Source organism: Salmonella sp. SAL00670, assembly GCF_046552235.1.
Taxonomy (GTDB): Bacteria; Pseudomonadota; Gammaproteobacteria; order Enterobacterales; family Enterobacteriaceae; genus Salmonella; species Salmonella enterica.
Genome location: NZ_JBGDUO010000007.1, coordinates 11,550 through 32,632, shown reverse-complemented (window position 1 = coordinate 32,632; position 21,083 = coordinate 11,550). Strand labels below are relative to the sequence as shown.

Below are 21,083 nucleotides of genomic sequence, written 5' to 3'. Positions count from 1 at the left end.
TTATATTGTGTGACCGTCTGGTCTGACTGAGACTAGTTTTCAAGGATTCGTAACGTGATTAGCGATATCAGAAAAGATGCTGAAGTACGCATGGAAAAATGCGTTGAAGCGTTCAAAACCCAAATCAGCAAAGTGCGCACGGGTCGTGCTTCTCCCAGCCTGCTGGATGGTATTGTCGTAGAATACTATGGCACTCCGACCCCGCTGCGCCAGTTGGCAAGCGTAACGGTAGAAGACTCCCGTACCTTAAAAATTAACGTGTTTGACCGTTCTATGGGGCCAGCCGTTGAAAAAGCGATCATGGCGTCAGACCTCGGTTTGAATCCAAGCTCTGCGGGCACCGACATTCGCGTTCCGCTGCCGCCGCTGACCGAAGAACGTCGTAAAGATCTGACGAAAATTGTCCGTGGCGAAGCGGAGCAGGCGCGTGTCGCCGTTCGTAACGTCCGCCGTGATGCGAACGATAAAGTAAAAGCTCTGCTGAAAGATAAAGCGATCAGTGAAGATGACGATCGTCGCTCTCAGGAAGAAGTACAGAAAATGACCGACGCGGCAATTAAGAAAGTGGATGCGGCGTTGGCAGATAAAGAAGCAGAACTGATGCAGTTCTGATTGATCTGTACGCAGATATAAACTCATTCCACCGCTAAACCTGGCGGATGAGTGGTGTACAAAGCGCCGCGCAGAAGACATTATCAGGTCTCCTGTGCGGCGTTTTGCTTTTTATTCCGTTTCAACACTTCTGGACGTTTCATGAAGCAATTAACCATTCTGGGCTCGACCGGCTCTATTGGTTGCAGCACACTGGACGTGGTGCGCCATAATCCTGATAGCTTCCGCGTTATCGCGCTGGTGGCGGGTAAAAATGTCGCCCGCATGGCGGAGCAGTGCCTGGAGTTCTCGCCGCGTTATGCCGTGATGGACGATACGTCGAGCGCAGAACAGCTCAAAATAATGCTTCAGCAGCATGGCAGCCGCACCGAGGTTCTGAGCGGTCAGCAGGCTGCCTGTGAGATGGCGGCGCTTGATGAGGTCGGGCATGTGATGGCGGCCATTGTGGGCGCGGCTGGTTTACTGCCGACCCTGGCGGCGATTCGCGCAGGGAAGACGATTCTGCTGGCGAATAAAGAATCGCTGGTGACCTGCGGGCGGCTGTTTATGGACGAAGTAAAACGCAGCAACGCCCGGCTTTTACCCGTCGATAGCGAACATAACGCGATTTTTCAGAGTTTGCCGCAATCTATTCAGCATAATCTGGGATACGCTGACCTTGAGCAAAATGGCGTAACGTCGATTTTGCTTACCGGGTCTGGTGGCCCGTTTCGTGAAACGCCAATGTGCGATCTGGCAGCGATGACGCCGGATCAGGCATGTCGTCATCCGAACTGGTCGATGGGGCGAAAAATCTCCGTCGACTCCGCCACCATGATGAATAAAGGTCTGGAATACATTGAAGCGCGTTGGTTATTTAATGCCAGCGCACGTCAGATGGAAGTGTTGATCCATCCGCAATCGGTCATTCATTCGATGGTGCGTTATCAGGACGGCAGCGTCCTGGCGCAGCTTGGAGAACCTGACATGCGTACGCCTATTGCGCATACGATGGCATGGCCGAATCGCGTCACGTCCGGCGCGCAGCCGCTTGATTTTTGCAAACTCAGCGCGCTGACGTTTAGCGCGCCAGATTATCAGCGTTATCCGTGCCTGAAGCTGGCGATGGAGGCGTTTGAGCAAGGTCAGGCGGCAACGACGGCGCTCAATGCGGCAAACGAAATCACCGTTGCCGCGTTTCTGGCGCAACAGATTCGTTTTACCGATATCGCCGGGCTCAATTTAGCGGTGCTGGAGAGGATGGATTTACAGGAACCGGCAAGCGTTGAGGACGTATTGCAGGTTGACGCCATCGCGCGTGAAGTAGCCAGAAAACAAGTGATACGGCTCTCACGCTGACGATTATCCCGCGACAGAAGATCGTGCTATTTGTTAGCGTTGGGCTTCGGTGATATAGTCTGCGCCACCTGATCGCAGGTTTTTGGCTTTTTTCGGTCAGGTTAGCCGTGGTTTTACACGGCTTTTTTGTGGATACACAAAATCATTCAGGACGCATCGGGACGGCAGGCGAATACGTTCCCGGCGTGCGCAGACAGCGCACGACAGGGGCGATGACGCGCAGCCATCCGCGAAGCGGACCGAAGAGAATGTGTATAAAGGCTTCAGTATTCCTGAGTACCGCTAAATCCTTTCAGGGACAAAAAACGCGTTATGTTGTCTGCAACTCAACCAGTAAGCGAAAATTTGCCAGCGCATGGCTGCCGTCATGTTGCAATAATTATGGATGGCAATGGTCGCTGGGCGAAAAAGCAAGGGAAGATCCGGGCCTTTGGGCATAAAGCCGGGGCGAAGTCCGTCCGGCGAGCGGTCTCTTTTGCTGCCAATAACGGTATTGATGCGTTAACGCTGTATGCCTTTAGTAGTGAAAACTGGAACCGACCGGCGCAGGAAGTGAGCGCGTTAATGGAGCTGTTTGTGTGGGCGCTGGATAGCGAAGTCAAAAGCCTGCACCGCCATAACGTTCGCCTGCGTATTATCGGCGATATCAGCCGATTCAACTCACGTTTACAAGAACGTATTCGCAAATCAGAAGCGCTTACCGCCCATAATACGGGTCTAACGCTGAATATCGCTGCGAATTACGGCGGACGTTGGGATATTGTCCAGGGAGTCCGACAACTGGCGGAACAGGTGCAGGCTGGAGTGCTGCGCCCCGATCAGATTGATGAAGAGAGACTAGGCCAGCAAATCTGTATGCATGAGCTGGCGCCTGTGGATTTAGTAATTAGGACTGGGGGAGAGCATCGCATTAGTAACTTTTTGCTTTGGCAAATTGCCTATGCCGAACTTTACTTTACGGATGTTCTTTGGCCCGATTTCGATGAACAAGACTTTGAAGGTGCGCTGCATGCCTTTGCTAATCGAGAGCGTCGTTTCGGCGGTACCGAGCTTGGTGATGACAAAGCCTGATGGGGGTTGCTTTTGCTGAAGTATCGCCTGATTTCTGCTTTTGTGTTAATACCCGCGGTCATCGCTGCGCTTTTTTTATTGCCGCCGGTGGGGTTCGCCATTATTACGCTGGTTGTCTGTATGCTGGCCGCGTGGGAATGGGGACAGTTAAGCGGTTTCGCCGCGCGTTCACAGCGGGTTTGGCTGGCGGTGCTGTGTGGTCTGTTATTGGCGCTGATGCTATTTTTGTTGCCTGAGTATCATCACAACATTCGTCAACCGCTGGTTGAGATGTCGCTTTGGGCATCGTTAGGATGGTGGGTTGTCGCGCTACTGCTGGTGCTATTTTATCCCGGTTCGGCGGCAATCTGGCGCAACTCAAAAACATTGCGTCTCATTTTCGGTTTGTTAACTATTGTGCCATTTTTCTGGGGAATGCTGGCGCTGCGCGCCTGGCACTATGACGAGAATCATTACAGTGGCGCAATATGGCTACTCTATGTCATGATCCTGGTCTGGGGAGCGGACTCTGGCGCGTATATGTTTGGTAAATTATTTGGCAAACATAAGCTGGCGCCGAAGGTTTCCCCGGGTAAAACCTGGCAAGGGTTTATCGGCGGGCTTGCTACGGCTGCCGTGATCTCATGGGGTTACGGTATGTGGGCGAATCTGAATGTTGCGCCTGTTATCTTGCTGATTTGCTCTGTGGTGGCGGCTCTGGCTTCTGTACTGGGCGACCTCACCGAGAGTATGTTTAAGCGCGAAGCAGGAATTAAGGATAGCGGCCACTTGATTCCAGGCCATGGCGGCATTCTGGACCGAATTGACAGCCTGACGGCTGCCGTACCGGTCTTTGCTTGCCTGTTGTTACTGGTGTTCAGGACGCTCTAACGGAAGGTTTTATGCTGAGTATTCTCTGGAATCTGGCTGCATTCATCATCGCACTGGGCGTGCTGATCACTGTGCATGAATTTGGTCATTTCTGGGTTGCCCGGCGCTGCGGTGTGCGAGTTGAGCGCTTTTCCATCGGTTTTGGCAAAGCGCTCTGGCGTCGTACCGATCGGTACGGCACCGAGTATGTCATCGCCCTGATCCCGCTGGGCGGCTACGTCAAAATGCTGGATGAACGCGCCGAACCGGTAGCGCCGGAATTGCGTCGTCACGCCTTCAATAACAAAACGGTGGGCCAGCGCGCCGCAATTATTGCCGCAGGTCCGGTTGCGAACTTCATTTTTGCTATCTTTGCTTACTGGCTGGTCTTTATCATCGGCGTCCCAGGCGTTCGTCCGGTCATTGGCGAAATAACGCCCAACTCGATTGCTGCGCAGGCGCAAATTGCGCCTGGTACGGAACTTAAAGCTGTTGATGGTATCGAAACCCCTGATTGGGATGCCGTGCGTTTACAACTGGTGTCCAAAATTGGCGATCAGCAGACGACGGTGAGCGTCGCGCCGTTTGGTAGCGACCAGCGGCAGGACAAAACGCTTGATTTACGTCACTGGGCATTTGAGCCTGATAAGCAAGATCCTGTATCTTCTTTAGGGATTCGGCCCCGCGGGCCACAGATTGAACCGGTACTGTCAGAAGTGCAGGCGAATTCCGCAGCCAGTAAAGCGGGTTTGCAAGCGGGCGACAGGATCGTTAAAGTCGATGGTCAGCCGTTAACGCAGTGGATGAAATTCGTGACGTTTGTACGCGATAATCCCGGTAAGCCGTTAGCGTTAGAGATTGAAAGGCAGGGGAGCGCCTTGTCGTTGACGTTAACGCCGGATACGAAATCGGTTAACGGAAAGGCGGAAGGGTTTGCAGGCGTGGTGCCTAAAATTATTCCTCTGCCGGAAGAGTACAAGACTATACGCCAGTATGGGCCTTTTAGCGCCATCCTCGAAGCCACGGATAAGACGTGGCAGTTGATGAAGCTGACGGTCAGTATGCTGGGTAAATTGATAACCGGTGATGTGAAACTGAACAACCTCAGTGGGCCGATTTCTATCGCTCAGGGGGCTGGGATGTCAGCGGAGTTCGGGGTGATTTATTACCTGATGTTCCTTGCGCTAATCAGCGTGAACTTAGGGATAATCAACCTGTTTCCGCTGCCCGTTCTTGACGGGGGTCATCTGCTGTTCCTGGCGATTGAAAAGCTTAAGGGCGGGCCGGTATCCGAGCGGGTTCAAGACTTTAGTTATCGCATTGGCTCGATTTTGCTGGTGTTGTTAATGGGGCTTGCACTTTTCAATGATTTCTCTCGGTTGTAAGAGAGTTAGTTAGGAAGAACGCATAATAACGATGGCGATGAAAAAGTTGCTCATAGCGTCGCTGCTGTTCAGCAGCGCCACCGTATACGGTGCTGAAGGGTTCGTAGTGAAGGACATTCATTTCGAAGGCCTGCAGCGAGTCGCCGTTGGTGCGGCTCTCCTCAGTATGCCGGTGCGCACAGGCGACACGGTTAATGATGAAGATATCAGTAACACCATTCGCGCTCTGTTCGCCACCGGCAACTTTGAGGACGTCCGCGTCCTGCGCGATGGTAATACCCTTCTGGTTCAGGTAAAAGAACGTCCGACCATTGCCAGCATCACTTTCTCCGGGAACAAGTCGGTGAAAGATGACATGCTCAAGCAAAACCTCGAAGCGTCTGGCGTACGTGTTGGCGAGTCTCTGGATCGCACCACGCTGTCTGATATCGAAAAAGGTCTGGAAGACTTTTACTATAGCGTAGGTAAATACAGCGCCAGCGTTAAGGCGGTCGTCACGCCGCTGCCGCGCAACCGTGTTGATCTTAAACTGGTGTTCCAGGAGGGCGTATCGGCGAAGATCCAACAGATCAACATCGTCGGTAACCATGCCTTTAGCACCGAAGAACTCATTTCTCATTTCCAGTTGCGTGACGAAGTGCCGTGGTGGAACGTCGTCGGCGATCGTAAATACCAGAAACAGAAGCTGGCGGGCGACCTTGAAACCTTGCGCAGCTACTATCTGGATCGCGGCTACGCGCGTTTCAATATTGACTCCACGCAAGTGAGTCTGACGCCGGATAAGAAAGGGATCTACATCACCGTCAATATCACCGAAGGCGATCAGTACAAGCTTTCCGGGGTTCAGGTGAGCGGTAACCTGGCCGGACATTCCGCTGAAATTGAGAAACTGACGAAAATTGAACCGGGCGAGCTCTATAACGGCACCAAAGTGACCAAAATGGAAGATGACATCAAAAAGCTTCTGGGTCGCTATGGTTACGCCTATCCGCGCGTGCAGTCACAGCCTGAAATTAACGATGCTGACAAAACCGTAAAACTGCGCGTGAACGTCGATGCGGGCAACCGTTTCTACGTGCGTAAGATCCGCTTTGAAGGCAACGATACCTCAAAAGATTCCGTTCTGCGCCGTGAAATGCGCCAGATGGAAGGGGCGTGGCTGGGCAGCGACCTGGTTGACCAGGGTAAAGAGCGTCTGAACCGTCTCGGCTTCTTTGAAACCGTCGACACCGACACGCAGCGCGTTCCGGGTAGCCCGGATCAGGTTGATGTGGTGTACAAGGTGAAAGAGCGTAATACCGGTAGCTTCAACTTCGGTATCGGTTACGGTACAGAAAGCGGCGTGAGCTTCCAGGCCGGCGTTCAGCAGGACAACTGGTTAGGTACCGGTTATTCCGTGGGGATTAACGGCACCAAAAACGACTACCAGACCTACAGCGAACTGTCCGTTACTAACCCATACTTTACCGTTGACGGCGTGAGCCTCGGTGGTCGTATCTTCTATAACGACTTCCAGGCGGACGATGCCGACCTGTCCGACTATACCAACAAGAGTTACGGTACGGACGTGACGCTTGGCTTCCCCATCAACGAGTACAACACGTTGCGTGCTGGTCTGGGTTATGTCCATAACAAACTGTCCAACATGCAGCCGCAGATCGCGATGGATCGTTATCTTGAGTCGATGGGACAATCTGCTGATACCAGCAGTTTTGCCGCTGATGACTTCACCTTTAACTACGGCTGGACCTATAACAAGCTTGACCGTGGTTATTTCCCGACGGACGGCTCGCGAGTCAACCTGACGGGTAAGGTGACGATTCCAGGTTCCGACAACGAATACTACAAAGTGTCGCTGGATACCGCGACCTATGTGCCTATTGATAACGATCACAAGTGGGTGGTTCTGGGGCGTACTCGTTGGGGTTATGGCGATGGTTTAGGCGGCAAGGAAATGCCGTTCTATGAGAACTTCTATGCCGGTGGTTCCAGTACCGTGCGTGGTTTCCAGTCGAATACTATCGGCCCGAAAGCGGTCTATAAAAATGGCGCCCACACTAGTGGGGACGATAATGATGATTACGAAGACTGTACTCAGGAATCAGGCTGTAAATCAGATGATGCGGTAGGTGGTAATGCCATGGCTGTCGCCAGCCTGGAATTTATTACCCCGACGCCGTTCATCAGCGACAAGTATGCCAACTCGGTTCGTACCTCCTTCTTCTGGGATATGGGTACCGTTTGGGATACGAACTGGGATCCGTCATCTGCGCCGTCAGATGTACCGGATTACAGCGATCCAGGCAACATCCGTATGTCCGCGGGTATCGCATTACAATGGATGTCCCCATTGGGGCCGTTGGTCTTCTCCTACGCCCAGCCGTTTAAAAAGTACGATGGAGACAAAGCCGAGCAGTTCCAGTTTAACATTGGTAAAACCTGGTAATTGTTCACTGCAAAGGAATGCATTGGTAGTGTAGCGATGACTTTTGGCGATGCCCCCAGGGATCGCCAGGCCACGCAAAGAGCTGTACCTTCGGGTGCAAATGGGATGGTAAGGAGTTTATTGTGAAAAAGTGGTTATTAGCTGCAGGTCTTGGTTTGGCGATGGTAACGTCCGCACAGGCTGCTGACAAAATTGCAATCGTCAACATGGGTAATCTGTTCCAACAGGTTGCGCAGAAGACGGGTGTATCCAATACACTGGAAAACGAATTTAAAGGCCGTGCGGCTGAACTGCAAAAAATGGAAACCGATCTGCAATCTAAAATGCAGCGTCTGCAATCCATGAAAGCAGGTAGCGATCGTACTAAGCTGGAAAAAGACGTGATGTCTCAGCGCCAGACTTTCGCGCAAAAAGCGCAGGCTTTTGAGAAAGATCGCGCTCGTCGTTCCAACGAAGAACGCAACAAACTGGTGACTCGTATCCAGACTGCAGTGAAAAAAGTGGCTAACGACCAGAGTATCGATCTGGTGGTAGACGCAAACACCGTTGCTTACAACAGCAGCGATGTGAAAGACATCACCGCTGACGTACTGAAACAGGTTAAATAAGTAATGCCTTCAATTCGACTGGCTGACTTAGCAGAACAGTTGGATGCAGAATTACACGGTGATGGCGATATCGTCATCACCGGCGTTGCGTCCATGCAATCTGCAACAACAGGCCACATTACGTTTATGGTAAATCCTAAGTACCGTGAACACTTAGGTTTATGCCAGGCTTCTGCGGTTGTCATGACGCAGGACGATCTTCCTTTTGCTAAGAGCGCGGCGCTGGTAGTTAAAAATCCCTACCTGACCTACGCGCGCATGGCGCAAATTTTAGATACTACGCCGCAGCCCGCGCAGAATATCGCGCCAAGCGCCGTGATTGATGCGACGGCAACGCTGGGTAGCAATGTTTCAGTCGGCGCGAATGCGGTGATTGAATCTGGCGTACAACTGGGCGATAACGTGGTTATCGGCGCAGGGTGTTTCGTCGGAAAAAATAGCAAAATCGGGGCGGGTTCACGCTTGTGGGCGAACGTAACGATTTACCACGACATTCAGATCGGTGAGAATTGCCTGATCCAGTCCAGTACGGTGATCGGCGCGGACGGTTTTGGCTACGCTAACGATCGTGGCAACTGGGTGAAGATCCCACAACTGGGCCGGGTCATTATTGGCGATCGTGTCGAGATCGGCGCCTGTACCACCATTGACCGTGGCGCGTTGGATGATACTGTTATTGGCAATGGCGTGATTATTGATAATCAGTGCCAGATTGCACATAACGTCGTGATTGGCGACAATACGGCAGTTGCCGGTGGCGTCATTATGGCGGGTAGCCTGAAGATTGGCCGTTACTGCATGATTGGCGGCGCCAGCGTGATCAATGGGCATATGGAAATATGCGACAAAGTCACGGTAACTGGCATGGGTATGGTGATGCGTCCCATCACGGAGCCGGGCGTCTACTCCTCAGGCATTCCGCTGCAACCTAACAAAGTATGGCGTAAAACTGCTGCACTGGTGATGAACATTGATGATATGAGCAAGCGTCTCAAAGCGATTGAGCGCAAGGTTAATCAACAAGACTAACGTTCCGCCTTGTAGTTGCCATTCTTTTCCGGCCTGTCACATTCATACGATTGCGGCAGGCCGTGTTATTATTGCCTTTTTGTATATTTGGACAGGAAGAGTATTTTGACTACTAACACTCATACTCTGCAGATTGAAGAGATTTTAGAGCTTCTGCCGCACCGTTTTCCGTTTTTACTGGTCGATCGCGTGCTGGACTTTGAAGAAGGTCGTTTTCTGCGTGCGGTGAAAAATGTCTCCGTCAACGAGCCGTTTTTCCAGGGACACTTCCCGGGCAAACCGATTTTGCCAGGCGTGCTGATTCTGGAAGCGATGGCGCAGGCAACCGGTATTCTGGCGTTTAAAAGCGTTGGTAAACTGGAACCTGGCGAACTGTATTATTTCGCGGGTATTGATGAAGCGCGCTTTAAGCGTCCGGTGGTGCCAGGCGATCAGATGATCATGGAAGTCACTTTCGAGAAAACGCGCCGTGGCCTGACCCGCTTTAAAGGGGTTGCGCTGGTCGACGGTAAAGTTGTGTGCGAAGCAACCATGATGTGTGCTCGTAGCCGGGAGGCCTGATTCGTGATTGATAAATCCGCCTTTATTCATCCTACCGCCATTGTGGAAGACGGCGCTGTAATTGGCGCTAATGCCCACATTGGTCCCTTTTGTATTGTTGGGCCGCAGGTCGAAATTGGTGAGGGAACCGTACTGAAGTCTCATGTGGTCGTGAATGGTCAAACCAAAATCGGCCGCGACAACGAGATTTATCAGTTTGCCTCTATCGGTGAAGTGAACCAGGATCTGAAATATGCGGGTGAGCCGACCCGTGTGGAAATTGGCGATCGTAACCGCATCCGCGAAAGCGTCACCATTCATCGTGGTACAGTGCAGGGCGGTGGGTTGACGAAGGTGGGTAGCGATAACCTGCTGATGATCAATGCGCATGTCGCACATGATTGTACGGTAGGTAATCGCTGTATCCTCGCCAACAACGCCACGCTGGCGGGGCACGTATCAGTCGATGATTTTGCGATCATCGGCGGTATGACGGCAGTTCATCAATTCTGCATTATCGGTGCGCATGTGATGGTCGGCGGCTGCTCCGGCGTGGCGCAGGATGTCCCTCCGTATGTGATTGCGCAGGGTAACCATGCGACGCCGTTCGGGGTAAATATCGAAGGGCTGAAGCGTCGCGGCTTTAGCCGTGAAGGGCTGGTGGCGATTCGTAATGCCTACAAACTGTTGTACCGCAGTGGTAAAACGCTCGACGAAGCGAAGCTGGAAATCGCTGAACTTGCTGAAAAGCATCCGGAAGTGAAGGCGTTTACCGAGTTCTTTGAGCGTTCAACGCGCGGTCCGATTCGTTAATGGCGGCACAGCGTCCTTTAACGATTGCCCTGGTCGCCGGTGAAACGTCCGGCGATATTCTTGGCGCAGGCTTAATTCGTGCGCTGAAAGCGCGCGTACCCAACGCCCGCTTTGTGGGCGTTGCGGGGCCGCGTATGCAGGCCGAAGGGTGTGAAGCCTGGTACGAAATGGAAGAGCTGGCGGTCATGGGCATTGTTGAAGTGCTCGGTCGTTTACGCCGTTTGTTGCATATCCGCGCCGATCTGACCCGCCGTTTTACCGAACTCAAGCCCGATGTTTTTGTCGGGATTGATGCCCCTGACTTCAACATTACCCTCGAAGGTAATCTGAAAAAACAAGGGATTAAGACCATTCATTATGTCAGCCCGTCCGTTTGGGCCTGGCGACAGAAACGCGTTTTCAAAATAGGCAGATCCACTCATATGGTGTTGGCTTTTCTGCCTTTCGAAAAAGCGTTTTACGATAAATTTAACGTCCCGTGCCGCTTTATCGGTCACACCATGGCGGATGCCATGCCGCTGGACCCGGATAAAAATGCGGCGCGCGACGTGCTGGGTATCCCGCATGACGCCCATTGTCTGGCGCTACTGCCAGGCAGCCGTGGCGCGGAAGTGGAAATGCTCAGCGCCGACTTCCTGAAAACCGCACAATTGCTGCGACAGCGCTATCCCGATCTGGAAGTGGTAGTGCCGCTGGTGAACGCGAAACGCCGCGAGCAGTTTGAAAAAATTAAAGTGGAGGTTGCACCGGATCTCGCCGTTCATTTGCTGGACGGCATGGCGCGCGAGGCGATGATCGCCAGCGACGCGGCTCTGCTGGCCTCAGGCACGGCGGCGCTGGAGTGTATGCTGGCAAAATGCCCGATGGTAGTGGGATATCGTATGAAGCCCTTCACTTTCTGGCTGGCGAAACGTCTGGTAAAAACGGAGTATGTGTCTTTGCCTAACCTGCTGGCGGGAAGAGAATTAGTCAAAGAGCTGTTGCAGGAAGAGTGCGAACCGCAAAAACTCGCCGAAGCGCTGTTGCCGCTACTGGCGAACGGTAAAACCAGCCATGCGATGCACGATACCTTCCGTGAATTGCATCAGCAGATCCGCTGTAATGCCGATGAGCAGGCGGCAGATGCCGTCCTGGAGTTAGCACAATGATCGAATTTGTTTATCCACACACCCATTTAGTGGCGGGTGTGGATGAAGTGGGCCGTGGCCCGCTGGTGGGCGCCGTAGTGACCGCCGCCGTGATCCTCGATCCGGCTCGTCCGATCGTCGGTCTGAATGATTCCAAAAAATTGTCTGAAAAGCGTCGTCTGTCATTGTATGACGAGATTAAAGAAAAGGCGTTAAGCTGGAGTCTGGGACGCGCGGAAGCGCATGAAATTGATGAGCTGAATATTTTGCACGCCACCATGCTCGCCATGCAGCGCGCTGTCGCTGGTCTGCATATTGCGCCAGAATATGTGCTGATCGACGGCAATCGCTGTCCGGCGCTGCCTGTGCCGTCAATGGCCGTGGTGAAAGGCGACAGCCGCGTGGCGGAGATTAGCGCGGCGTCTATTCTGGCGAAAGTCACCCGCGACGCAGAAATGGCGGCGCTGGATATCGTTTTTCCTCAGTATGGCTTTGCGCAGCACAAAGGCTATCCAACCGCTTTTCATCTGGAAAAGTTGGCACAGTATGGCGCGACGGCGCACCACCGACGCAGTTTTGCGCCTGTTAAACGCGCTCTGGGACTTGTGTCCTGATTCTTGTATCGAGAAATCTGAAGATGTCTGAACCACGTTTCGTTCACCTGCGGGTGCACAGCGACTACTCTATGATCGATGGGCTGGCGAAGACCGGGCCGCTGGTGAAAAAGGCGGCCTCATTAGGTATGCCTGCGCTGGCGATCACCGATTTTACCAACCTCTGCGGTCTGGTGAAGTTCTACGGAGCGGGTCATGGCGCGGGCATTAAACCCATCGTCGGGGCGGACTTTAACGTTCACAACGAACTGCTGGGAGATGAGCTGACTCATCTGACGGTACTGGCGGCGAATAATACGGGATACCAGAACCTGACGTTGCTGATCTCGAAAGCGTATCAGCGCGGCTACGGCGCGGCAGGCCCGATTATCGAGCGCGACTGGCTGGTAGAGCTTAAAGAAGGTTTGATCCTGCTTTCCGGCGGGCGCATGGGCGACGTAGGCCGCTGTCTGCTACGCGGCAACCAGGCGCTGGTGGAGGAGTGCGTTGCTTTCTATGAAGCGCATTTTCCCGATCGCTACTTTCTGGAACTGATCCGTACCGGCAGACAGGATGAAGAGACCTATCTCCATGCTGCGGTTGAATTGGCTGAGGCACGTGGTTTGCCGGTTGTCGCGACAAACGATGTCCGTTTTCTTGAAAGCGATGATTTTGACGCCCATGAAATTCGTGTCGCGATCCACGACGGTTTCACGCTTGACGATCCTAAGCGTACGCGCAATTACTCGCCGCAGCAATATATGCGCAGCATCGATGAGATGTGCGAACTGTTCGCCGATATTCCGGAGGCGCTGGAAAATACGGTGGAGATTGCCAAACGCTGCAACGTAACGGTGCGTCTGGGTGAATATTTCCTGCCGCAGTTCCCGACCGGCGATATGACCACCGAAGATTATCTGGTCAAAAAATCGAAAGAGGGGCTCGAAGAACGTCTGGCTTTCCTGTTTCCGGACGAAGAAGAGCGCAAAAAGCGTCGCCCGGAATATGACGAGCGTCTGGATATTGAACTACAAGTTATCAACCAGATGGGGTTCCCTGGCTACTTCCTCATCGTGATGGAGTTTATCCAGTGGTCAAAAGATAACGGCGTGCCGGTAGGGCCGGGACGTGGCTCCGGGGCCGGTTCGCTGGTGGCCTACGCGCTGAAAATTACCGACCTTGATCCGCTGGAATTTGACCTGCTGTTCGAACGTTTCCTGAACCCGGAACGTGTCTCGATGCCTGACTTCGACGTTGACTTCTGTATGGAGAAACGCGACCAGGTGATTGAGCACGTCGCAGACATGTACGGGCGTGATGCGGTATCGCAAATTATCACCTTCGGTACGATGGCGGCGAAAGCCGTTATCCGCGATGTGGGCCGCGTGCTGGGGCATCCGTACGGTTTTGTCGATCGTATCTCGAAGCTGGTGCCGCCCGATCCGGGCATGACGCTGGCAAAAGCCTTTGAAGCGGAACCGCAACTGCCGGAAATTTACGAGGCGGACGAAGAGGTCAGAGCGCTGATCGATATGGCGCGTAAGCTTGAAGGCGTCACGCGTAACGCCGGTAAACACGCTGGCGGCGTGGTCATTGCGCCGACCAAAATTACCGACTTTGCGCCGCTGTACTGCGATGAAGAGGGCAAGCATCCGGTTACCCAGTTTGATAAAAGCGACGTGGAATATGCCGGGCTGGTGAAGTTCGACTTCCTCGGTTTGCGTACGCTGACCATCATCAACTGGGCGCTGGAGATGATCAACAAGCGGCGCGAGAAAAACGGCGAGCCGCCGCTGGATATCGCCGCCATTCCGCTGGACGATAAAAAAAGCTTCGACATGCTGCAGCGCTCGGAAACCACGGCGGTCTTCCAGCTTGAATCGCGCGGCATGAAAGATCTGATCAAACGTCTGCAGCCGGACTGCTTTGAAGATATGATCGCACTGGTGGCCCTGTTCCGTCCCGGCCCGTTGCAGTCAGGGATGGTAGATAACTTTATCGACCGTAAGCACGGTCGTGAAGAACTCTCTTACCCGGACGTTCAGTGGCAGCATGAAAGCCTGAAGCCGGTACTGGAGCCGACTTACGGCATCATTCTGTATCAGGAACAGGTGATGCAGATTGCCCAGGTACTTTCCGGGTATACTCTCGGCGGCGCGGATATGCTGCGTCGTGCGATGGGTAAGAAAAAGCCGGAAGAGATGGCCAAACAGCGTTCCGTTTTTGAAGAGGGCGCGAAAAAGAACGGTATCGACGGCGAACTGGCGATGAAAATCTTTGACCTGGTGGAGAAATTCGCCGGTTACGGGTTTAACAAATCGCACTCCGCCGCTTATGCGCTGGTTTCTTACCAGACGCTATGGCTAAAGGCGCACTATCCGGCTGAATTTATGGCGGCGGTGATGACTGCCGATATGGACAACACCGAGAAGGTCGTCGGCCTGGTGGACGAGTGCTGGCGGATGGGACTGAAAATTCTGCCGCCGGATATTAACTCCGGATTGTACCATTTCCACGTTAACGATGAGGGCGAGATCGTCTACGGCATCGGCGCGATCAAAGGCGTCGGCGAAGGGCCGATCGAAGCGATCATCGACGCGCGTAATCAGGGCGGCTATTTCCGCGAGCTGTTTGATCTGTGCGCGCGGACCGACACCAAAAAGCTCAACCGCCGGGTGCTGGAAAAGCTGATCATGTCCGGGGCGTTCGACCGCCTGGGGCCGCACCGCGCCGCGCTGATGAACTCATTGGGCGATGCGCTGAAAGCCGCCGACCAGCACGCCAAAGCGGAAGCTATCGGTCAGGCGGATATGTTCGGCGTACTGGCGGAAGAGCCGGAGCAAATCGAGCAATCCTATGCCAGCTGCCAGCCGTGGCCGGAGCAGGTGGTGTTAGATGGGGAACGTGAAACGTTGGGGCTGTACCTGACGGGCCACCCTATCAATCAGTATTTAAAAGAAATTGAGCGCTATGTCGGCGGGGTAAGGCTCAAAGACATGCATCCGACAGAACGTGGTAAAGTCACCACGGCTGCGGGGCTCGTGATTGCCGCAAGGGTTATGGTCACCAAGCGCGGCAATCGTATCGGCATCTGTACGCTGGATGACCGTTCCGGGCGTCTGGAAGTGATGTTATTTACCGACGCGCTGGATAAATACCAGCAGTTGCTGGAAAAAGACCGCATACTTATCGTCAGCGGACAGGTCAGCTTTGATGACTTCAGCGGGGGGCTTAAAATGACCGCCCGCGAAGTGATGGATATTGACGAAGCTCGCGAAAAATACGCTCGCGGGCTTGCTATCTCGCTGACGGACAGGCAAATTGATGACCAGCTTTTAAACCGACTCCGTCAGTCTCTGGAACCCCACCGCTCGGGGACCATTCCAGTACATCTCTACTATCAGAGGGCGGATGCGCGTGCGCGGCTGCGTTTTGGCGCAACGTGGCGTGTCTCTCCGAGCGATCGTTTACTTAACGATCTGCGTGGCCTCATTGGTTCGGAGCAGGTGGAACTGGAGTTTGACTAATACAGGAATACTATGAGTCTGAATTTCCTTGATTTTGAACAGCCGATAGCAGAGCTGGAAGCGAAAATCGATTCTCTGACTGCGGTAAGCCGCCAGGATGAGAAACTGGATATTAATATCGATGAAGAAGTCCATCGCCTGCGCGAAAAAAGCGTAGAACTGACGCGCAAAATCTTCGCCGATCTCGGCGCATGGCAGGTAGCCCAACTGGCGCGCCATCCGCAGCGTCCGTACACCCTGGATTATGTCCGTCTGGCGTTTGATGAGTTTGATGAGCTGGCGGGCGATCGCGCCTATGCGGATGACAAAGCCATCGTCGGCGGTATCGCGCGTCTGGAAGGGCGACCGGTGATGATCATTGGTCATCAGAAGGGTCGTGAAACCAAAGAAAAAATTCGTCGTAACTTTGGCATGCCTGCGCCGGAAGGCTACCGCAAAGCGCTGCGCCTGATGGAAATGGCTGAACGCTTCAACATGCCGATTATCACCTTCATCGACACCCCGGGCGCTTACCCTGGCGTGGGCGCGGAAGAGCGTGGTCAGTCTGAAGCCATCGCCCGCAACCTGCGTGAGATGTCTCGTCTGAACGTACCGGTCATCTGCACCGTGATTGGCGAAGGCGGCTCCGGCGGCGCATTGGCGATTGGCGTGGGTGATAAAGTGAATATGCTGCAATACAGCACCTATTCCGTTATCTCCCCGGAAGGTTGCGCCTCTATTTTGTGGAAGAGCGCCGACAAAGCGCCATTGGCTGCTGAAGCGATGGGCATCATCGCGCCGCGTCTGAAAGAGCTGAAGCTAATCGATTCCATCATTCCGGAGCCGCTGGGCGGCGCGCACCGTAATCCGGAAGCGATGGCGGCATCGCTAAAAGCGCAGCTGCTGGAAGATTTAGCCGATCTCGATGTGTTAAGCACCGATGATTTAAAAAACCGTCGTTACCAGCGTTTGATGAGCTACGGTTACGCCTAATCATTTACCTCATTTTTCTCAGGAGGCCGGATAATCCGGCCTCTTTTTTTTGGACGAGGAAAAATGAGACGCCGATGAGTTGATGTGATTAAACGCAACGGCATGTTCTCCCTGACACTGTATCAACTGCCAGGCGTGTGGCCAGGGCAGGCAGTGAACTACCCTTCAAGGAGAAAATTATGGGATTGCAAAAAACACTGGCGCTCAGCGCCGTAGCGGCAGGGATCATGTTGAGCTTATCCGGTGCGCAGGCCGCGCCGCTGCTTAGCAGTAGTGAGCCAATGACCATTAACGCCAGCGATCTGGCGGCGAAAGAGAAAGCGCTGACGGATTTTCCGTTAATGGAGGCAGTGAAATCCTCTATCCAGACGTTAGATAACAGCGCGGTCGAACAAATCGAACCGGGGCGCGCCGCTAACCCGGCAAACGTAAAACGCGTTGAAAGTATTCTGAAAGAGGCCGACTGGGATTATCTGTTCCCGATGCGCGCACCGGAATACACTTACTCTAACTTCCTGAAAGCGATAGGTAAATTCCCGGCGGTTTGTGGTACCTACACCGATGGACGCGATAGCGACGCTATCTGCCGTAAAACCCTGGCTACGATGTTTGCGCATTTTGCCCAGGAGACGGGCGGTCACGAAAGCTGGCGTGACATTCCGGAATGGCGTCAGGCGCTGGTCTATCTGCGCGAAGTCGGCTGGACAGAAGGGCAGAAAGGCGGCTACAACGGCGAATGTAACCCGGATGTATGGCAGGGCCAGACCTGGCCGTGCGGTAAAGATAAGGACGGCGATTTCCTCAGCTATTTTGGTCGCGGGGCAAAACAGCTTTCTTATAACTACAACTATGGGCCTTTCTCTGACGCGATGTATGGTGACGTTCGCCCTCTGCTGGATAAACCCGAGCTGGTGGCGGATACCTGGATGAACCTGGCGAGCGCCGTCTTCTTCTTTGTGTATCCGCAGCCGCCGAAGCCGTCTATGCTACATGTGATTGACGGTACCTGGCAGCCAAACGATCGCGATAAAGCAAACGGCCTGGTATCAGGTTTCGGCGTCACCATTCAAATCATCAATGGCGGCGTGGAGTGCGGCGGCGCAGATGAGAATGCGCAGTCGCTTAACCGTATCGCCTACTACAAAGAGTTTGCCAACTACCTGAAAGTGCCGGTGCCGGCGGACGAAGTGTTGGGCTGTAAAAAGATGAAGCAGTTCGATGAAGGCGGCGCTGGCGCGTTACCGATCTATTGGGAACAAGACTGGGGCTGGAGCGCCGATACTGCGGACGGTAAAACCTATTCCTGCCAGTTAGTGGGATATCAGACGCCGTATACCGCCTTTAAAGAGGGTGACTACACGAAATGTGTACAGCATTATTTCAACGTTAATGTCGTCGATGATAACGGAACCACTGAACCGGATGTCACGCCAACTCCGGCGCCAGTGACGGATGAAAACGTGGCGCCAGTCGCGCGTATTGCCGGGCCGGTCGGGGCGGTGGAAGCCGGTAGCCCGGTTTCACTCAGCGCGGAAGGATCGACCGACGCGAATGGCGACAAGCTCACCTATACCTGGATGTCGCAGGATGGCAAAACGCTGAGCGGCCAGGATAAAGCCGTTGTGATTTTCAACGCGCCGGATGTCACTCAGAACATCCAGTATGTGGTGAATCTGACCGTTAGCGACGGTACGCTCTCCAGCACTGCGGTTTATACGCTGAATGTGAAAGCGAAGGCCGCCGCTGCGGATGACGAAGATAAGACCACCAGCTACCCTGCCTGGAGCAGCAGCCAGAAATGGAATCCGGGCGACATCGTCAACAATAATGGCGCATTGTACCAGTGCAAACCGTTCCCGGAAGGCTCATGGTGTAATGTTGCGCCTGCCTACTATGAGCCCGGCGTAGGGATTGCCTGGGCCGATGCATGGAACGCATTGTAATAAGATAAATCCTGTCGGTGCTTTGCATCGGCAGGATTGTTACTATGCTTATCTCAGGTTTTTTCAGGAGAAAGCATGAACATCATCGCCATTATGGGGCCGCACGGGGTTTATTATAAAGATGAACCCATCAAGGAGCTTGAGCGTGCATTACAATCCCTGGGATTTCAAATTATCTGGCCGCAAAATAGCGTTGACTTGTTGAAGTTTATTGAACATAACCCGCGCATCTGCGGCGTTATTTTTGACTGGGATGAATACAGTCTCGACCTTTGTAGCGAAATCAACCAGCTAAATGAATACCTTCCTCTCTACGCCTTTATCAATACCAACTCCACGCTGGACGTTAGCGTTCACGATATGCGCATGGCGCTGTGGTTTTTTGAGTATGCATTGGGGCTGGCTGAAGATATCGCGACGCGCATTCATCAATATACAAACGAATATCTCGATAATATTACGCCGCCGTTTACCAAAGCGCTGTTTACCTACGCCAAAGAAGGAAAATATACCTTTTGTACGCCGGGTCATATGGCAGGAACGGCGTATCAGAAAAGCCCGCCAGGCTGTCTGTTTTATGACTTTTTTGGCGGCAATACCTTAAAAGCTGATGTGTCGATTTCGGTGACTGAACTGGGATCGCTGCTGGATCACACCGGGCCGCATCTGGAAGCGGAAGAGTATATCGCCCGTACTTTTGGCGCCGAGCAGAGTTATATGGTGACGAACGGTACGTCGACCTCGAATAAAATTGTCGGTATGTATGCCGCGCCTGCGGGAAGTACGCTACTTATTGATCGTAATTGCCATAAATCGCTGGCGCATTTGCTGATGATGAGCGATGTGGTGCCTCTCTGGTTGAAGCCGACGCGCAATGCGCTCGGTATTCTCGGCGGTATTCCTAAGCGTGAATTTACCCGCGACAGCATTGCGCGTAAGGTGGCGGAAACCTCGCAGGCGCAATGGCCGGTTCATGCGGTTATCACCAATTCTACTTACGATGGTCTGCTGTATAACACTAACTGGATCAAGCAGATGCTGGACGTTCCCTCGATCCATTTTGATTCCGCCTGGGTACCCTATACCCATTTCCATCCGATCTACCAGGGGAAAAGCGGGATGAGCGGCGATCGGGTGCCCGGAAAAGTGATTTTCGAAACGCAATCCACCCATAAAATGCTGGCGGCTTTTTCGCAGGCGTCGCTTATTCATATCAAAGGGGAATATGACGAAGAGACGTTTAACGAAGCGTTTATGATGCACACTTCCACATCGCCGAGCTATCCCATTGTCGCCTCTATCGAGACCGCGGCGGCGATGCTGCGCGGCAATCCAGGGAAAAGATTGATTAATCGTTCGGTGGAGCGGGCGCTCCATTTTCGTAAAGAGGTACAGCGGTTACGTGAAGAGTCCGATAGCTGGTTCTTTGATATCTGGCAGCCGGAAGAGGTTGATGAGGCCGAATGCTGGCCGGTCACGCCGGGAGAAACCTGGCATGGCTTCACCGATGCTGATGACGATCATATGTTTCTCGATCCGGTTAAGGTGACAATCCTGACGCCGGGGATGGATGAACAGGGCAACATGAGCGAAGAGGGGATACCCGCCGCGCTGGTGGCGAAGTTCCTCGATGAGCGAGGCGTAGTGGTGGAAAAAACCGGGCCGTATAATCTGCTGTTTTTGTTCAGCATAGGGATTGATAAGACCCGTGCGATGGGGCTGCTGCGCGGACTGACGGAATTTAAACGCGCCTACGATCTTAACCTGCGCGTCAAAAATATGTTGCCGGATCTGTATGCGGAAGATCCGGATTTTTATCGCAATATGCGCATTCAGGATCTGGCGCAGGGGATCCATAAACTGATCCGCCAGCACGATCTTCCGGGGCTGATGCTGCGGGCGTTCGAGGTTTTACCGGAGATGATCATGACCCCGCACCAGGCCTGGCAGCGTCAGATCAAAGGCGAGGTGGAAACCGTGGCGCTCGATCAACTGCCAGGGCGCGTTTCCGCGAATATGCTCCTGCCTTATCCGCCAGGCGTTCCGCTGTTGATGCCCGGCGAGAGGATCACGCAACAGAGTCGGGCCGTGCTCGATTTTCTGCTGATGCTCTGCTCGATTGGCCAGCATTATCCCGGTTTTGAAACGGATATTCACGGCGCGAAACGGAATGAAGACGGGGTTTACCAGGTACGAGTCTTAAAACACGCCTGTTAGCTTGCCTGACGGG

Annotated in this window: 16 protein-coding genes; all 16 read left to right on the top strand. The window is 53.5% G+C overall.

Features of this window, described 5'->3' with window-relative positions; translation table 11 throughout:
- Positions 1 to 54: 54 nt before the first annotated feature.
- The 16 genes from frr (at position 55) to ldcC (ending at position 21,070) form a co-directional block, all read left to right on the top strand.
- The gene (gene frr / locus ACLJRS_RS19575; protein WP_000622423.1) at positions 55 to 612 is read left to right on the top strand and encodes a ribosome recycling factor; all 558 of its coding nucleotides are present in this window, start codon (positions 55 to 57) and stop codon (positions 610 to 612) included.
- A 141-nt stretch (positions 613 to 753) separates the two neighbouring features.
- Positions 754 to 1,950, top strand: coding sequence for a 1-deoxy-D-xylulose-5-phosphate reductoisomerase (gene ispC, locus ACLJRS_RS19570; RefSeq protein ID WP_000811905.1), 1,197 nt, complete (start codon positions 754 to 756; stop codon positions 1,948 to 1,950).
- A 312-nt stretch (positions 1,951 to 2,262) separates the two neighbouring features.
- Entirely contained in the window at positions 2,263 to 3,021 is a 759-nt protein-coding gene (ispU, locus tag ACLJRS_RS19565; protein ID WP_000947412.1) for a (2E,6E)-farnesyl-diphosphate-specific ditrans,polycis-undecaprenyl-diphosphate synthase, read from the top strand.
- A gap of 12 nt (positions 3,022 to 3,033) precedes the next feature.
- A complete protein-coding gene (cdsA, locus tag ACLJRS_RS19560; RefSeq protein WP_000922422.1) occupies positions 3,034 to 3,891 on the top strand; it encodes a phosphatidate cytidylyltransferase in 858 nt (285 codons plus the stop codon).
- Between the two features lie 11 nt (positions 3,892 to 3,902).
- Positions 3,903 to 5,255: a sigma E protease regulator RseP gene (gene rseP / locus ACLJRS_RS19555; RefSeq protein WP_000949017.1), complete on the top strand. Its 1,353-nt coding sequence runs from the start codon at positions 3,903 to 3,905 to the stop codon at positions 5,253 to 5,255.
- A 31-nt stretch (positions 5,256 to 5,286) separates the two neighbouring features.
- Positions 5,287 to 7,701 (top strand): outer membrane protein assembly factor BamA, encoded by a 2,415-nt coding sequence (gene bamA, locus ACLJRS_RS19550; protein ID WP_001240928.1) that lies wholly within the window; start codon positions 5,287 to 5,289, stop codon positions 7,699 to 7,701.
- Between the two features lie 122 nt (positions 7,702 to 7,823).
- Positions 7,824 to 8,309 carry a molecular chaperone Skp gene (skp, locus tag ACLJRS_RS19545; protein ID WP_000758966.1) on the top strand — a complete coding sequence of 162 codons (486 nt, stop codon included), beginning with the start codon at positions 7,824 to 7,826 and terminating at the stop codon, positions 8,307 to 8,309.
- A 3-nt stretch (positions 8,310 to 8,312) separates the two neighbouring features.
- The gene (lpxD, locus tag ACLJRS_RS19540; protein ID WP_001139265.1) at positions 8,313 to 9,338 is read left to right on the top strand and encodes a UDP-3-O-(3-hydroxymyristoyl)glucosamine N-acyltransferase; all 1,026 of its coding nucleotides are present in this window, start codon (positions 8,313 to 8,315) and stop codon (positions 9,336 to 9,338) included.
- Positions 9,339 to 9,443: 105 nt separating this feature from the next.
- Positions 9,444 to 9,899, top strand: a complete 456-nt coding sequence (gene fabZ / locus ACLJRS_RS19535) for a 3-hydroxyacyl-ACP dehydratase FabZ (RefSeq protein WP_000210741.1) — start codon at positions 9,444 to 9,446, stop codon at positions 9,897 to 9,899.
- 3 nt (positions 9,900 to 9,902) lie between these two features.
- Positions 9,903 to 10,691, top strand: a complete 789-nt coding sequence (gene lpxA / locus ACLJRS_RS19530; RefSeq protein WP_000565950.1) for an acyl-ACP--UDP-N-acetylglucosamine O-acyltransferase — start codon at positions 9,903 to 9,905, stop codon at positions 10,689 to 10,691.
- Complete coding sequence (gene lpxB / locus ACLJRS_RS19525; RefSeq protein ID WP_000741220.1) at positions 10,691 to 11,839, top strand: lipid-A-disaccharide synthase; 1,149 nt, start codon at positions 10,691 to 10,693, stop codon at positions 11,837 to 11,839. Before lpxA ends, lpxB begins: the two co-directional genes overlap by 1 nt.
- A complete protein-coding gene (gene rnhB / locus ACLJRS_RS19520; RefSeq protein WP_000569411.1) occupies positions 11,836 to 12,432 on the top strand; it encodes a ribonuclease HII in 597 nt (198 codons plus the stop codon). Before lpxB ends, rnhB begins: the two co-directional genes overlap by 4 nt.
- Before the next feature lie 23 nt (positions 12,433 to 12,455).
- Positions 12,456 to 15,938 carry a DNA polymerase III subunit alpha gene (gene dnaE / locus ACLJRS_RS19515; RefSeq protein WP_410957883.1) on the top strand — a complete coding sequence of 1,161 codons (3,483 nt, stop codon included), beginning with the start codon at positions 12,456 to 12,458 and terminating at the stop codon, positions 15,936 to 15,938.
- Between the two features lie 12 nt (positions 15,939 to 15,950).
- Entirely contained in the window at positions 15,951 to 16,910 is a 960-nt protein-coding gene (accA, locus tag ACLJRS_RS19510) for an acetyl-CoA carboxylase carboxyl transferase subunit alpha (protein WP_000055753.1), read from the top strand.
- Positions 16,911 to 17,089: 179 nt separating this feature from the next.
- Entirely contained in the window at positions 17,090 to 18,853 is a 1,764-nt protein-coding gene (locus tag ACLJRS_RS19505) for a chitinase (RefSeq protein ID WP_000524165.1), read from the top strand.
- Positions 18,854 to 18,928: 75 nt separating this feature from the next.
- Positions 18,929 to 21,070, top strand: a complete 2,142-nt coding sequence (gene ldcC / locus ACLJRS_RS19500) for a lysine decarboxylase LdcC (RefSeq protein WP_001021049.1) — start codon at positions 18,929 to 18,931, stop codon at positions 21,068 to 21,070.
- Positions 21,071 to 21,083 lie beyond the last annotated feature (13 nt).